Raw genomic sequence first — 13,124 nt, 5'->3', positions numbered from 1 at the left:
TATACCCTACCCCACCCCCTGCCGACATTACCGGCACATCAGGCAATTATCTATTTATACCAAGCTCAGATAACGGTATAAATCTGAAAATCCCCCTAGCTTCCAGCCCATCGCTTGGGGGGGAGCCGGGCACTGCTCTGGTGCCCTAGCCCAGGGCGAGCTGGCGCTCCTTCAGATCATTCAGACGGTCGCGCAGACGCGCGGCCTCCTCGAACTCGAGGTTCTGAGCGGCCTCGAACATCGCATCCTCCACCCGCGTCAGTTCACGCAACAACTCCTGTGGCGAGAGCTCGGCGGGATCATACACGGCCGCCGATTCGGCAACCTTGCGCTCACCGCGACGTCCCTTGCCCTTCTTGCCGGGAGTCTGGGCCGCCTCGAGAATATCCGCCACCGAGCGGGTCACCGTTTGGGGCGTAATCCCGTGCTCCTCGTTGAAGGCGATCTGCTTGGCACGACGCCGCTCCGTTTCCTGCATGGCGCGACGCATGGAGTCGGTGACCCTGTCAGCGTAAAGAATGGCGCGACCATTGGCGTTGCGTGCCGCCCGCCCGATGGTCTGGATCAGCGACCGTTCGTTGCGCAGGAACCCCTCCTTGTCGGCATCCAGGATCGCCACCAGGGAGACCTCCGGAATGTCCAGGCCCTCGCGCAACAGGTTGATACCGACCAGCACGTCGAACTTGCCCAGGCGCAGGTCGCGAATGATCTCCACCCGCTCCACGGTATCGATATCCGAGTGCAGGTAGCGCACGCGCACGCCATGTTCATCCAAGTACTCGGTGAGATCCTCGGCCATGCGCTTGGTCAGGGTCGTGACCAGCACCCTCTCGCCGGCGGCGGCACGCAGTTGGATCTCGGAAAGCAGGTCGTCCACCTGGGTAGTGGCCGGGCGCACCTCCAGCTCGGGGTCGAGCAGGCCGGTGGGGCGCACCACCTGCTCAACGACACTCCCGGCGTGCTCGGCCTCATAGGGGCCCGGTGTCGCCGACACGAAGATGGTCTGGGGCGAGATGGCCTCCCACTCCTCGAACTTCATGGGGCGGTTGTCGAGGGCGGAGGGCAGGCGAAAGCCGTACTCCACCAGGGTCTCCTTGCGCGAGCGATCGCCCTTGTACATGCCCCCGACCTGGGGAACGCTGACGTGACTCTCATCAATAAGCAGCAGAGAGTCATCGGGAAGATAGTCGAAGAAGGTGGGCGGCGGCTCCCCGGGATTGCGGCCCGACAGATAGCGGGAGTAGTTCTCGATGCCATTGCAGTAGCCGAGCTCCAGCATCATCTCGATGTCGTACAGGGTACGCTGCTCCAGGCGCTGGGCCTCCACCAGTCGCTCATGCTTTCTCAGCCACTCGAGGCGCTCGGCGAGCTCGGCCTTGATCTGGTCGATGGCCCCCAGGATGGTCTCTCTGGGCGTCACATAATGGGACTTGGGGTAGATGGTCATGCGTGGCAGCTGGCCACGCACCTCGCCGGTCAGCGGGTCGAAGAGACGAATCGAATCGATCTCGTCGTCGAACAGCTCGACGCGCACCGCCTCATCCTCGGCATCTGCCGGAAAGACATCGATAACGTCGCCGCGCACTCGATAGGTACCGCGCTTGAAATCGAGGTCGTTGCGCGTGTATTGCAGCTCGGCCAGGCGACGCAGGAACTTGCGCTGATCGATCAGCTCACCTCGGGTGAAGTGCAGGCGCATCTTGAGATACTGGTCGGGGTCGCCCAGGCCGTAGATCGCCGATACCGAGACCACGATCAATGCATCACGACGCTCGAGCAGGGCCTTGGTGGCGGAGAGCCGCATCTGCTCGATATGGTCGTTGATCGAGGCATCCTTCTCGATAAAGGTATCCGAGGAGGGTACGTAGGCCTCGGGCTGATAGTAGTCGTAATAGGAGACGAAGTACTCCACGGCGTTGTCAGGAAAGAAGGCCTTGAATTCGCCATAGAGCTGGGCCGCCAGGGTCTTGTTGGGCGCCATGACGATGGTCGGGCGCTGCAGCCGCTCGACAACATTGGCCATGGTGAAGGTCTTGCCGGATCCCGTGACCCCAAGCAGGGTCTGATGGGCCAACCCCGCCTCAAGACCTCCTACCAGAGCATCAATGGCCGCCGGCTGATCGCCGGCGGGCTGAAACTTCGAGGCGAGGCGAAAGGGCTTGCTCATGCTCTCTCCGGGTTGGTTCGGCGCCTTGCACAGCCGGCGTTAGATGGATGACCCGGATATCAGGCCGGGGTCACGGCGCGGGTGCTCACTTCCACGGTGGAGCTGGTCATCAGCCGGTGGATGGGGCACTTGTGGCTGATCTCCTCGAGCCGAGCGACCTGCTCGGGGTCGATGATGCCATGAAACTGCATCTCGACATCGAGCCGATAGGTGCCCTGGCGCTCCTGGCTGTCATCTCGGTGCACCTTGACGCTGATTCCCTCGAGGGGCCACGCCTTGCGCCGGGCATACATCAGCGAGGTGATCGCCTTGCAGGCACCCAGTGACAGGTCGAAGTAGTCATGAGGATCGGGAGCCGTTCCCTCGCCACCATAGGCTTGTGGCACGTCGACGAACAGTTCCTCGAAGCCATCGAGCTCGACCCTCTGTCGAAAGATATGGTTGCGTATGCTCTGAATCTCAATGGTCTTCTTCATGCCTATGGCTCCCTGCTCATTTGACCCGGATCGGAAGTTTCAGCGCTTCGACCGCCTTGATCAGCGCCTCACGCCGAGCGCGCCCCTCCACCTCGGCGCCGTGACGTCCAACTTCCGCGCTTTCGACGCCGTCGAGCATCATCAACGCGGTCGTGATGCGGTTAACCTGATCGGCGTCGGTAACGCCCTCGAAGCTCAGCGATTGATGGGCCATGACCTGACTCCCGGATTGCCTGGCGTGAATAACGTCTGGATTCTAACATGACCCCTCCAGGTCAGCAGTGGTTGCAATGTCGCTTCCCTGCCCAAATGTATTGGAGTATTCCGATATTTCCCTGACACGATGAGGCCCACATGTACGACTGGATTTCCGCGCTGGAGGCAGAGCCGCTCAGCGATGACCGTATCCGCTTCGACACTCGGGACCCCGCACGTCAGGCGCTGGATGGTACGGTGGTAACACCACTTGTACAGTTCGGTGTACTCGACGTGACAGGTATTGACGCCGAGAAGTTCCTGCAGGGCCAGGCAAGCACTCAACTCGCTCTGGTCGACGGCGACTTCGCACCACTGACCGTATTCTGTACCCCCAAGGGACGCATGCTGGCCAACGCCCAGTTGCTGCGCGTGGCAGAAGAGCACTACCGACTGATAATGCATCGTGACCTGGTCGACTCCCTGGCGGAGCATCTGCGCAAGTTCGCCGTCTTCTACAAGGTCGAACTGGCCACGCGCCAGGATCTCGCCCTGATCGGCCTGGTCGGCCAGGAGGCCGGCGCGCTGGCCGAGGTACGTCTGGGGGTCGCCCCACCGTCGATCTGGCACCAGTCAGGCGATGCCGAGACTCAGCTGCTGGCTCATCCAGGCCCCCGCCAGAGGCTGCTGGCCCTACTCCCTGCGAGTCGCGCGACCGAGATCTGGCGCCGGCTGGTCGACCAGGCCACGCCCGTAGACAACGCGGTCTGGTGCCTGCACGACATCCAAGCGGGCCTAGCCTGGCTGACCGCCCAGCATCGCGACGCCCTGCTGCCCCAGATGATCAACTGGGAAGCGCTGGGCGGCATCAGCTTCAAGAAGGGCTGCTATACCGGACAGGAGGTGGTGGCACGTGCCCACTTCCGTGGGCAGGTCAAGCGCCGGACGATGCGCGGCCAGCTCGAGGGAGCGGTTTTGCCCGAGATCGGCTGCCCGGTAGTGGATAGCCGCGAGAAGTCGGTGGGCGAGGTGCTCGCGGCGGAGCGTGACGCCTACGACCAGGCCGAAGTGCTGGTGGTGATGAGCACCAAGGAGGACATGGGCCCGCTGAGTGTGGCTGGACAGAAGCTGAAGCTGCTGAAGCTCCCCTACCCCGTCGAACGCCTGGACCCGGAAACCCTGGCCACCCTATAACCGAAACAGGCGGCGGGCATTGGCGGCACTGTTCGCCGCCACGCACTCCGGGGATTGGCTACGTAGCGCCGCCACCGCACGACACACCTGAACGAGGGCAGCGGGTTCATTACGCTGCCCCTGGTGGCCGGCCAGCGGCATATCGGGGCTGTCGGTCTCCAGCACATAGCCGTCATCGGGCAACGATCCGACCGCCCGGTGCAGACGCTTGGCCCGCTCGAAGGTGACTGCTCCTCCCAGCCCGACGACGAATCCCAGCTCGAGGAATCGGCCCGCCTGTTCGGGGGAGCCGGCGAAGGCGTGAATCAGCCCACCGACGGGAAGCGCCAGCTGACGAAGCCGCTTGGCTACCTTATCGTTGGCCTGCACGCAGTGGATCACCACCGGCAGCTTCCTCGCCTTGGCCAACCTGAGCTGGGCATCGAACAGCTTCCACTGAGCCTCGAGAGTCTCGGGAAAGCGGGCATCAATGCCGCACTCTCCTACCGCCACCACCTGAGGGTTGTCATCCAGCGCCTGGGCCAGAGCATCGAGGTCCGAGTCACGGTGAGACTCCATGAAGTAGGGGTGCAAGCCCAGGCAGACGCTGACATCGTGACGCCTGCCTACTCCCAGCACCGCGTCCCAGCGCGCCCGGATGGTGCCGGGGATCACGAAATGCCCCACTCCCGCGGAGCTCGCCCGCTCGAATACGGCGTCGCGGTCGGCGTCGAAGGCGGGGAAATCGAGGTGGCAGTGAGCGTCGATCAACATAAGCTTCCAGCTTTAGTGCTCTCGTGTCGCCTGGAAGCGGATCTCGGGCCAGCGCTCCTGGGTCATCTGCAGATTGACCCGGGTGGGGGCGATATAGGTCAGATAACCGCCACCGTCGATGGCCAGGTTGGCACTGGCCTTGCGCTTGAACTCCTCGAGTTTCTTCGCATCGTCACAGTAGACCCAGCGGGCGGTATTGACGTTCACCCCTTCGTAGACGCAGTCGACCTTGTACTCCTCCTTGAGTCGATGGGCGACCACATCGAACTGCAGGGTACCCACGGCGCCGAGGATCAGATCGTTGTTGTCCAGCGGCATGAACACCTGGGTCGCCCCCTCCTCAGAGAGCTGCTGCAGGCCCTTCTGCAACGCCTTCATCTTCAGCGGATCCTTGAGACGCACACGCTTGAAGAGCTCGGGGGCGAAGTGCGGGATGCCAGTGAAGCGCATATCCTCGCCCTGGGTAAAGGTGTCGCCGATCTGAATGGTGCCATGGTTGTGAAGGCCGATGATATCCCCGGGCCAGGCTTCCTCCACCTGGGCACGGTCCGAGGCCATGAAGGTCAGTGCATCGGCAATCTTGACGTCCTTGCCGATGCGTACATGGCGCATCTTCATGTTCTTCTCGTACTTCCCCGAACAGACACGCAGGAAGGCGATACGGTCACGGTGCTTGGGATCCATGTTGGCCTGGATCTTGAACACGAAACCGGTAAAGCGGCCGTCGTCTGCCTCGACGGTGCATGCGTCGGTTTCTCGGGGCTGGGGGGGCGGCGCATATTCGACGAAGCCATCGAGCATCTCGCGTACCCCGAAGTTGCCCATGGCGGTACCGAAGTAGACCGGCGACAGCTCGCCACGACGATAGGCCTCCAGATCGAACTCATGGGAGGCGCCGCGTACCAGTTCCACCTCCATTCGCAACTCCTCGGCCTGCTCCTCGCCGAGCAACTCATCCACTTCGGGATTGTCGAGTCCCTCGATGCGCTTGTCATCGGGAATACGATTGCCCTGCCCCTGAGTGTAGAGATGGATCGTATCGTTGTAGAGGTGGTAGACCCCCTTGAAGTGCCGACCCATGCCGATGGGCCAGGTCATCGGCGCACACTGGATATTGAGCACCGTCTCGACCTCGTCCATCACCTCGATGGGATCACGAATATCGCGGTCCATCTTGTTGATGAAGGTGAGAATCGGCGTGGTACGCAGGCGGCACACCTCCATCAGCTTGATGGTGCGCGCCTCGACGCCCTTGGCGCCGTCGATCACCATCAGCGCCGAGTCCACCGCGGTCAGGGTGCGGTAGGTGTCCTCGGAAAAGTCCTCGTGCCCTGGCGTATCGAGCAGGTTGACGACACGGCCCCCATAGGGGAACTGCATCACCGAGGTGGTCACCGAGATGCCACGCTCCTGCTCCATTTTCATCCAGTCGGAGGTCGCGTGACGGTCGTTGCGTTTGCTCTTGACCGAGCCCGCCATCTGGATGGCATTTCCAAACAGCAGCATCTTCTCGGTGATGGTGGTCTTACCCGCATCCGGGTGACTGATAATGGCAAACGTGCGTCGCAGTTCGGTTTCACGGGCCTGATTGGGATTGGGCATTACGTCTCGTCGCAGATTGATCCGCACCCTCGCTCGCGCCGAGCGCAGGGAGGATGGCGTGTTGTGAGGCTAGTCGCGGAATTGTACCGGCATGGCGTGACCACTGCCACGTCGTGGCGAGCCGCGACCCGCTATAGTGAATGTCACAGCACGTCACGACCATCAAGGCGGCTCGACCATGCATCAGGACCCCTTGTTCAGCGACGCCTATCAACCCCGTGAGATTGCCCATAGGGTGACTCAAATGGGTGTCACCAAGGCTCGCGCCAATCCCTTGAGCCTGCTGATTCTGGCGGTATTAGCGGGAGCCTTCATCTCGCTGGGGGCATTGTTCTTTGCCGTGGTGGTCACCGGAAGCGAGTTGGGGTTCGGTGTCACTCGACTGCTCGGCGGGCTCGCCTTCTGTCTGGGGCTGGTATTGGTGGTGATCGCCGGCGCCGAGCTGTTCACCGGAAACAACTTGCTCGCCATGGCCTGGGCGAGCGGTGAAATCCGCGGACGCGAACTGCTGCGTAACTGGTGGCTCGTCTACCTTGGCAACGTGATCGGCTGTCTGGGCACGGTCATACTGGCGATAGGGGCCGACTTGGCGAGCCTCGGCGGGGGCGACCTTGGCGAAACCTTGAGCAGAATCGCTCTGGTTAAAGCCGAGCTCTCCCCTCTCGCCGCCTTTGCCCGAGGCATTCTGTGCAACGTGCTGGTCTGCCTGGCGGTATGGCTGGCGATGGGCGGCCATACCGTCACCGACAAATTTCTGAGCATTCTGCTGCCGGTCAGCGCATTCGTGGCGTTGGGCTTCGAGCACTCGGTAGCCAACTGGTTCTTCCTGCCAATGGGGTTTTGGCTAGCGCCCGACGCGGTGTCGCTCAGCAGTGCGGCCATCAATCTGGCGGTGGTTACCGTCGGCAACATTCTCGGTGGCAGTCTGCTGGTCGCCGGAGTCTACTGGCTGGCCTACCTGCGTCATGGCTGTGACAGCGAGTGAGATCAAAACAGCATCGACGCCTATCGGGTATCATCGTGGCCAGCCCACTCCGGAGTGTCCATGCAATCTGCCCAGCCTCTTCCATTATCAACCCCCAACCGCAACCTGGTTCGCCTGACCATCGTGCGCGGCATCACGTGGACGGGGTTTCTGGCTGCCATCATCTTCGGCGTCGAGGTGCTGCATTTCGACCTTGAGGTCGCCGCGGTGATCGGCGTGGTACTGATGATGGCGGTGATCAACCTGGCGACCTGGTGGCGTCTGGGACGCCATCGCGACGTTACCGATGGTGAGTACCTGCTTCATCTGCTCGCCGACGTTGGCGGACTGACGCTACTGTTCTACTTCACCGGGGGTGCCAGCAATCCCTTTATCAACTACTATCTGGTGCCTGTCACCATTGCCGCCGCCACCCTGCCCTGGCGCTGTGCCTGGATCATCGCCGCCACGTCGATGCTCGGCTATACGGCGCTGATGGTCTTTCATCATCCGGTACCGGCCCTTACCGGCGGTCACGGCGACGACGGCCGACTCAACCTTCATGTGCTTGGCATGTGGCTCAACTTCGCCCTATCGGCCGGGCTGGTGACCTTCTTCATCTACCGGATGGCCCATGCGCTACGCCGCAGGGAGCAGGCGCTGTCTCGAACACGTGAGGCCGCCCTTCGCAATGAACAGGTAATTGCCGTGGCCACTCAGGCCGCTGGCACTGCCCATGAGCTGGGCACGCCTCTCTCTACCATGGCGGTATTGCTTTCCGAAATGCGGGAAGAGGCAGACGATCACCCCAGGTTGCAACAGGATATCGAGTTACTGCGCCAGCAGGTGGATACCTGCAAATCACGGCTCCAGCAGCTGGTGGAGAGTGCCGACCGACGGCGCATGCGCAAGCCGCAGATTACCGACGCCGAGGTATGGTTGGGCGGTGTGATTCAACGTTGGCTGGTGCTGCGCCCCGACGTCAGCCATCACATGAGCGTGGCGGAGCACCGCAGTCGCCCCTTGCTTGCCGTCGACACGACCCTGGAGCAGGCACTGACCAATCTGCTCAACAATGCCGCCGATGCCAACCCCGACGATATCGCGGTCAGCCTCGACTGGCACGACGACGAGGTGATCATCGACATTCGCGACCATGGCCCCGGGGTCGCCCTCTCCATCGCCGACCAGTTGGGCGAGACCTTTGTCTCCACCAAGAGCAAGGGAATGGGCATCGGCCTGTTCCTGACCCATGCCACCATCAACCGTTTCGGCGGCGGTGTCAGTCTCTATAATCACCCTGAGGGTGGCACCCTGACCGAGGTCGTGTTGCCCCGTGCGACAGGCACCCAATGACCCCCATCCCCCGAGCGAGAACCCCATGCAAGACACGCCCCAACGCCTGCTGATCATCGATGATGACGAGATGTTCTGCCATGTGCTCGATCGCGCCATGACCCGCCGCGGTTACGAGGTGGTGGTTGCCCGGGACGCCCAGGAAGCGCTCTCTCTGGCACGCCAGTATCGTCCCGCCCTAGCAACGCTGGATCTCAAGCTGGAGCACGAGTCGGGACTAAAGTTGCTCCCGGAGCTGCTGGAGGTGGTGCCGGAGTGCCGAATCGTGATTCTCACCGGCTACTCCAGCATCGCCACGGCCGTGGAGGCGATCAAGCTGGGGGCGGTCAACTACCTGTGCAAGCCGGCCGATGCCGACGAGGTGCTGGCCGCCTTCGAGAAGGATGATGGCGATCCGCAGATCGAGGTGGCCGACCAGCCCCCCTCCATCAACCGCATCGCCTGGGAGCATATCCAGAAGGTTCTCCAGGAGCACGACGGCAATATCTCCGCCACCGCCCGTGCCCTGGGGATGCATCGGCGCACCCTGCAGCGCAAGCTGCAGAAGCGCCCGGTGCGGCGATAAGCCGTAAGCTCCCTTTGGGGACACTCCCTTCCCGCTACAGCTTACGTCTCCCGGCGAACCCCGGTTATTGTGCCGTCCATCCTAGGTCGATATTCCAGCTGGCACCGGTCACGGCACCGGCCGAGTCTGACGCCAGATAGGCCACCAGCTCGGCCACCTCGTCGGGTTCGATCAGGCGCTTGACGGCGGCATTCTTGAGCATGATCTGCTCGATCACCTCCTGCTCCTGCATGCCATGCAGCTTCGCCTGGTCGGCGATCTGGTTGTCGACCAGCGGGGTCTTCACATAGGCGGGACAGATGGCATTGGCGGTAATTCCCTGACTCCCCCCCTCCAGGGCGGCGGTCTTGGTCAGGCCGATCATGCCGTGCTTGGCGCTGATGTAGGCTGACTTGCCCGGTGATGCCACCTGAGCATGTACCGAAGCGATATTGATGATGCGCCCCCAGCCACTCTCGCGCATGGAGGGCCAGGCGGCCTGGCTCAGCAGGAAGGGGGCCGTCAACATCAGATCGATGATCTGACGCCACTTCGTCTCGGGAAACTCCTCGACCGGCGCGACATGCTGAATGCCGGCATTGTTGACCAGGATATCCACACGACCGAAGCGCTTGATCGCTTCGGCAACGGCAGCCCGACAGGCATCCCCATCGGTCAGATCTGCCTGGAAGAAGCTCGCGCCCGCCTCTTCGGCCACCTCTCGCCCCGCGGGGTTGAAGTCCACCGCCAATACCTGATGGCCCAGGCGACAAAAGTGACGGACCACCGCCTCGCCGATACCGCTACTGGTACCGGTAACGAGGGCGACGCGGGGGGTGACGGATATTGACATGGGCAACTCCTTGCTCAATCGATGTATGGGCATTGGGGGTACGGGCTCTTCAGGAGCCACCAGCATAAGGGGATCAGGGTAGGCCGCGCCACCTCAAGGCGCCTGCCATCACGCCTCTGGTTGCGATGGCGCCTGCGCACCCTCATCGCCGGCCATGACACGCTCCATCAACCGCTGGGCGAGGCGGCTGGCATCCTGACGAGAGGCCACATCGGTCAGGTCATCGAGCAGTATCAGGCGCCAGCAGGCGACCTCATCGCCCAGCGCGACCGCCTCCATGGGATAGCGACCGGAGGGCAATGTCAGCGTGCAGCGCTCACCCGCGACAGGCAGGGGGGCATTCGCTCGCTCAGGCAGCATCACCAGCCATAGCGAGACCGGCGTGACCAGGGCTCCGACCAGCTGCTCGCCATGCTCGGGAAGGCGATAGCACTGGAAGCAGAGGGCATCCGCGGCCAGCAGAGGATTGAACTGGGGCAGTGACTTCGACTCGCGCAGATGACTGGCGGTCCAGGCCTCGGCGAGTCGCCGCAGGCGCTGATACTGGTCTGGCGTCAGGGCATGCATGGGTTTCTCCATGTCGATAATCGGCGCCAGTATAGGCGCACGCGCCCATCGGGCCCAACCAGGTGTCGGCGCAGGGCCGATGGAGTTGCTAGGGAGCGTTAACAATTACTAATTTTTGCGTACCTGATGTAGCATGACGGGATTTGGATGACGAATGCCTCGACCTGGCAAGAAATTATCAGTCGCTACTCTGCCTCGTATCGGCCATCGTTTGGCTGGCCTGATTGTTAACGCTCCCTAGGCTAACGTCACCCGATAGCCACCCACTCACGCCGAGGTAGTCCACCATGACCGACGACGAACGCCTGCAGCATGCCCTGGAGATCGCCAGGGAAGCGGGTGAGATGATCCGCAAGGCACGTCATGAGCGAAATTTCAGCCAGTCATACAAGGCTGGGGAGGAGCTGGTAACCGATATTGACGTAGCGGTGGATCGCCATATACGAGATCGTCTGGATGCCACCTTCCCCGGGGAGGCTCGTCTCAGCGAGGAGCTCTCCCCCGACCGCAGCGAACTGGCGGCCGAGGGAGCGCTATGGGTCGTCGATCCCATCGATGGCACCGTCAACTTCGCCCACGGTCTTGCCCATGTGGCCGTCTCCATTGCCTGGCTGGAGGATGGAGTGCTTCGTGTCGGTGTCGTGCATGCTCCCTTCCTGGGCGAAACCTTCACCGCCATCCATGGCGAGGGAGCCTGGTGCAATGCTCGGCCGATCCGTGCCAGCCGCCGGAAGGAGCTTAGCCACAGCCTGGTTGCCACCGGATTCCCCTATCGCCGTGATAGCCGGCCACCGCTGATGCGCCGGTTGGCCGCCGTACTGGAACAGTGCCAGGATGTGCGTCGCAACGGCTCGGCGGCTCTCGATCTATGCGATGTGGCCTGCGGTCGTCTGGATGCCTACTACGAGAGCGTCTCCCTCTGGGACTTCGCGGCGGGCTGGCTAATCGCCAGGGAGGCGGGTGCTCGAGTCGGTCACCTCTATCCCTGCCCCGAGGGTATTCCGGAGGCCCTGTATGGCGAGAACCTGCTCGCCACGAGCCCCGGCATCCACGCCGAGCTGGGGGATCTACTGCGGCGTGCCGATGCCGGCGAACTTAATGGGCCATAAATAAGAGACGGCTCTTCGTCATGGCCAACCCGCATAGGCGCTCTAGCCATTCTCAATAGCCGCTCTCAATGGCTCGACTTGCCGGTACCTATTGGTCATGGCTAGATCAATCGACGACAATAGCAGCCTGCTTCATTCATGTTCGCGCTAATAGCGCCGAGGAGTTTCGATGTTCGTGACCATCTATGGCCGCCCAGGCTGCCCGTTCTGTGTGTTTGCCAAGGACCTGGCCCAGCGCCTCGAGTCGCGTGATGCCATAGAGGGCTATCGCTATGTCGATATGCCCTCCAATGGCCTGACCAAGGCCGATCTCAGCGCCAAGGTGGGCCAGACCGTGCATACCGTGCCACAGGTGTTCCTGAACGACGCGCCAATCGGCGGATTTTCCGAGTTCGATCACTACGTGCGTGAGCACGGCATGCTGACGACTTCCCCAGCGCATTGAGCCAACTCGACAGGGCCAGCGTGGTCCAGGCGTTGAAAGGCATCTCATCAGTGACGCCTATACTTCCCGCCAGTCATGCCGATACGGGAAGCGGGTTCGATGCAGAGGGCAGAGTTCATTCAGCAGCTATGGCTGGATTTCATTCATCAACATCCGGAGATCGCCGGGCTGCGCCTATGGCCCCCCGGCGCCTCGGCAGAATACCTTGCCCTGCTGACCCTCAATCACCATCATCACGGCATGGAAGCCCTACTGCCATCCTTGGAACACTTCGGCTTTCGCATCCGCCACCGCCACGCCATGGCGGATCGAGGGTTGCTCGTCAATCTGCTGGCACCGCCTCGGGAGGGGCCTTGGTTGGCGGTCGCCGAGCTCCAGATCGGCACTCTGGCGAGACGGCCAAGGGCACTGCTCGAGGAGCTCGTAGAACGAGCGCCTGACACCGCCCACCGCGGCCCCAACCGCCTGTGCCGAGGGCGTCCCTGGCCAATGCCGGAGTGGCAGCGCTACCAGGCGCTTCATCAGGCCCACCCACTGGCGGCAATACTCGCCATCAATGGCCCTCGTGTGCATCACGTTGGCTACGACTGCCGTCATCTCGGTACCCCGCTAGACGAGTTGCACCGTGGAATGGAAGAAGCCGGCTTTGCCGGCACAGACGATCGTCATCATGGTCTCTTCCCTATCTCGCCACTGGTTGACTATCGGTTTTATCCCTCCGGTTCACGCAGCCTGCCCTTCGCCGAGGGGGATGAGCATCGAGTCGAGACCGGTGGTATCGCGCTGGTCGAGAAATCGGTGCCCCCCCAGCAGGAGCGCCTGGTGGAGTTTCTGCTCCCCCAACACACCCGCTGTGAGCTCTCCTGAGCCCCATCCACAATTTCTGTGGATAACGCTGT

At 62.3% G+C, this 13,124-nt stretch carries 14 protein-coding genes; 7 read left to right on the top strand and 7 right to left on the bottom strand.

Annotation, left to right across the window (positions count from 1 at the left end; genetic code table 11):
* Positions 1-145: 145 nt before the first annotated feature.
* Genes uvrB through GRB80_RS04750 form a run of 3 tightly spaced genes read right to left on the bottom strand, consistent with a single transcriptional unit; the run spans position 146 to position 2,857 of the window.
* Positions 146-2,167, bottom strand: coding sequence for an excinuclease ABC subunit UvrB (uvrB, locus tag GRB80_RS04760; RefSeq protein WP_132041079.1), 2,022 nt, complete (start codon positions 2,165-2,167; stop codon positions 146-148).
* A 59-nt stretch (positions 2,168-2,226) separates the two neighbouring features.
* Positions 2,227-2,643, bottom strand: coding sequence for an OsmC family protein (locus GRB80_RS04755; protein ID WP_132041080.1), 417 nt, complete (start codon positions 2,641-2,643; stop codon positions 2,227-2,229).
* A 16-nt stretch (positions 2,644-2,659) separates the two neighbouring features.
* Complete coding sequence (locus tag GRB80_RS04750; protein WP_132041081.1) at positions 2,660-2,857, bottom strand: hypothetical protein; 198 nt, start codon at positions 2,855-2,857, stop codon at positions 2,660-2,662.
* Positions 2,858-2,997: 140 nt separating this feature from the next.
* Between GRB80_RS04750 and ygfZ the strand changes: the two genes are divergently transcribed.
* Positions 2,998-4,032, top strand: coding sequence for a CAF17-like 4Fe-4S cluster assembly/insertion protein YgfZ (gene ygfZ, locus GRB80_RS04745; RefSeq protein ID WP_161422712.1), 1,035 nt, complete (start codon positions 2,998-3,000; stop codon positions 4,030-4,032).
* On the opposite strand, the gene GRB80_RS04740 is transcribed toward ygfZ, so the two are convergent.
* Both GRB80_RS04740 and GRB80_RS04735 read right to left on the bottom strand, forming a co-directional pair.
* Positions 4,027-4,785, bottom strand: coding sequence for a TatD family hydrolase (locus GRB80_RS04740; protein ID WP_161422711.1), 759 nt, complete (start codon positions 4,783-4,785; stop codon positions 4,027-4,029). The genes ygfZ and GRB80_RS04740 overlap by 6 nt on opposite strands.
* 12 nt (positions 4,786-4,797) lie before the next feature.
* Positions 4,798-6,387, bottom strand: a complete 1,590-nt coding sequence (locus GRB80_RS04735; protein WP_161422710.1) for a peptide chain release factor 3 — start codon at positions 6,385-6,387, stop codon at positions 4,798-4,800.
* A gap of 178 nt (positions 6,388-6,565) precedes the next feature.
* Between GRB80_RS04735 and GRB80_RS04730 the strand changes: the two genes are divergently transcribed.
* Genes GRB80_RS04730 through GRB80_RS04720 form a run of 3 tightly spaced genes read left to right on the top strand, consistent with a single transcriptional unit; the run spans position 6,566 to position 9,272 of the window.
* Positions 6,566-7,372, top strand: a complete 807-nt coding sequence (locus GRB80_RS04730) for a formate/nitrite transporter family protein (protein ID WP_161422709.1) — start codon at positions 6,566-6,568, stop codon at positions 7,370-7,372.
* A 60-nt stretch (positions 7,373-7,432) separates the two neighbouring features.
* Positions 7,433-8,707, top strand: coding sequence for an ATP-binding protein (locus tag GRB80_RS04725; protein WP_161422708.1), 1,275 nt, complete (start codon positions 7,433-7,435; stop codon positions 8,705-8,707).
* Positions 8,708-8,732: 25 nt separating this feature from the next.
* Positions 8,733-9,272 carry a response regulator transcription factor gene (locus GRB80_RS04720; protein ID WP_161422707.1) on the top strand — a complete coding sequence of 180 codons (540 nt, stop codon included), beginning with the start codon at positions 8,733-8,735 and terminating at the stop codon, positions 9,270-9,272.
* A gap of 64 nt (positions 9,273-9,336) precedes the next feature.
* On the opposite strand, the gene GRB80_RS04715 is transcribed toward GRB80_RS04720, so the two are convergent.
* Together GRB80_RS04715 and hybE are read right to left on the bottom strand one after the other, a co-directional pair.
* Positions 9,337-10,104 (bottom strand): 3-hydroxybutyrate dehydrogenase, encoded by a 768-nt coding sequence (locus GRB80_RS04715; RefSeq protein WP_132041088.1) that lies wholly within the window; start codon positions 10,102-10,104, stop codon positions 9,337-9,339.
* 108 nt (positions 10,105-10,212) lie between these two features.
* A complete protein-coding gene (gene hybE / locus GRB80_RS04710) occupies positions 10,213-10,671 on the bottom strand; it encodes a [NiFe]-hydrogenase assembly chaperone HybE (RefSeq protein ID WP_161422706.1) in 459 nt (152 codons plus the stop codon).
* 287 nt (positions 10,672-10,958) lie between these two features.
* On the opposite strand from hybE, the gene GRB80_RS04705 reads away from it, so the two are divergent.
* The 3 genes from GRB80_RS04705 (at position 10,959) to GRB80_RS04695 (ending at position 13,092) form a co-directional block, all read left to right on the top strand.
* Positions 10,959-11,780 carry an inositol monophosphatase family protein gene (locus GRB80_RS04705; protein ID WP_161422705.1) on the top strand — a complete coding sequence of 274 codons (822 nt, stop codon included), beginning with the start codon at positions 10,959-10,961 and terminating at the stop codon, positions 11,778-11,780.
* 169 nt (positions 11,781-11,949) lie between these two features.
* Entirely contained in the window at positions 11,950-12,225 is a 276-nt protein-coding gene (locus GRB80_RS04700; protein WP_132041091.1) for a GrxA family glutaredoxin, read from the top strand.
* Positions 12,226-12,324: 99 nt separating this feature from the next.
* Positions 12,325-13,092: a VOC family protein gene (locus GRB80_RS04695; RefSeq protein WP_132041092.1), complete on the top strand. Its 768-nt coding sequence runs from the start codon at positions 12,325-12,327 to the stop codon at positions 13,090-13,092.
* Positions 13,093-13,124: the final 32 nt, after the last annotated feature.

This window comes from Halomonas icarae (assembly GCF_009901955.1).
Taxonomy (GTDB): domain Bacteria; phylum Pseudomonadota; class Gammaproteobacteria; order Pseudomonadales; family Halomonadaceae; genus Halomonas; species Halomonas icarae.
The sequence above is the reverse complement of the archived record's forward strand: the minus strand, read 5'-3'. Positions and strand labels throughout refer to the sequence as shown.

Excerpts from the sequence above, each read along its gene's own strand:
- uvrB (WP_132041079.1), bottom strand. The coding sequence starts at position 2,167 with ATGAGCAAGCCCTTTCGCCTCGCCTCGAAGTTTCAGCCCGCCGGCGAT.
- GRB80_RS04755 (WP_132041080.1), bottom strand. The coding sequence starts at position 2,643 with ATGAAGAAGACCATTGAGATTCAGAGCATACGCAACCATATCTTTCGA.
- GRB80_RS04750 (WP_132041081.1), bottom strand. The coding sequence starts at position 2,857 with ATGGCCCATCAATCGCTGAGCTTCGAGGGCGTTACCGACGCCGATCAG.
- ygfZ (WP_161422712.1), top strand. The coding sequence starts at position 2,998 with ATGTACGACTGGATTTCCGCGCTGGAGGCAGAGCCGCTCAGCGATGAC.
- GRB80_RS04740 (WP_161422711.1), bottom strand. The coding sequence starts at position 4,785 with ATGTTGATCGACGCTCACTGCCACCTCGATTTCCCCGCCTTCGACGCC.
- GRB80_RS04735 (WP_161422710.1), bottom strand. The coding sequence starts at position 6,387 with ATGCCCAATCCCAATCAGGCCCGTGAAACCGAACTGCGACGCACGTTT.
- GRB80_RS04730 (WP_161422709.1), top strand. The coding sequence starts at position 6,566 with ATGCATCAGGACCCCTTGTTCAGCGACGCCTATCAACCCCGTGAGATT.
- GRB80_RS04725 (WP_161422708.1), top strand. The coding sequence starts at position 7,433 with ATGCAATCTGCCCAGCCTCTTCCATTATCAACCCCCAACCGCAACCTG.
- GRB80_RS04720 (WP_161422707.1), top strand. The coding sequence starts at position 8,733 with ATGCAAGACACGCCCCAACGCCTGCTGATCATCGATGATGACGAGATG.
- GRB80_RS04715 (WP_132041088.1), bottom strand. The coding sequence starts at position 10,104 with ATGTCAATATCCGTCACCCCCCGCGTCGCCCTCGTTACCGGTACCAGT.
- hybE (WP_161422706.1), bottom strand. The coding sequence starts at position 10,671 with ATGCATGCCCTGACGCCAGACCAGTATCAGCGCCTGCGGCGACTCGCC.
- GRB80_RS04705 (WP_161422705.1), top strand. The coding sequence starts at position 10,959 with ATGACCGACGACGAACGCCTGCAGCATGCCCTGGAGATCGCCAGGGAA.
- GRB80_RS04700 (WP_132041091.1), top strand. The coding sequence starts at position 11,950 with ATGTTCGTGACCATCTATGGCCGCCCAGGCTGCCCGTTCTGTGTGTTT.
- GRB80_RS04695 (WP_132041092.1), top strand. The coding sequence starts at position 12,325 with ATGCAGAGGGCAGAGTTCATTCAGCAGCTATGGCTGGATTTCATTCAT.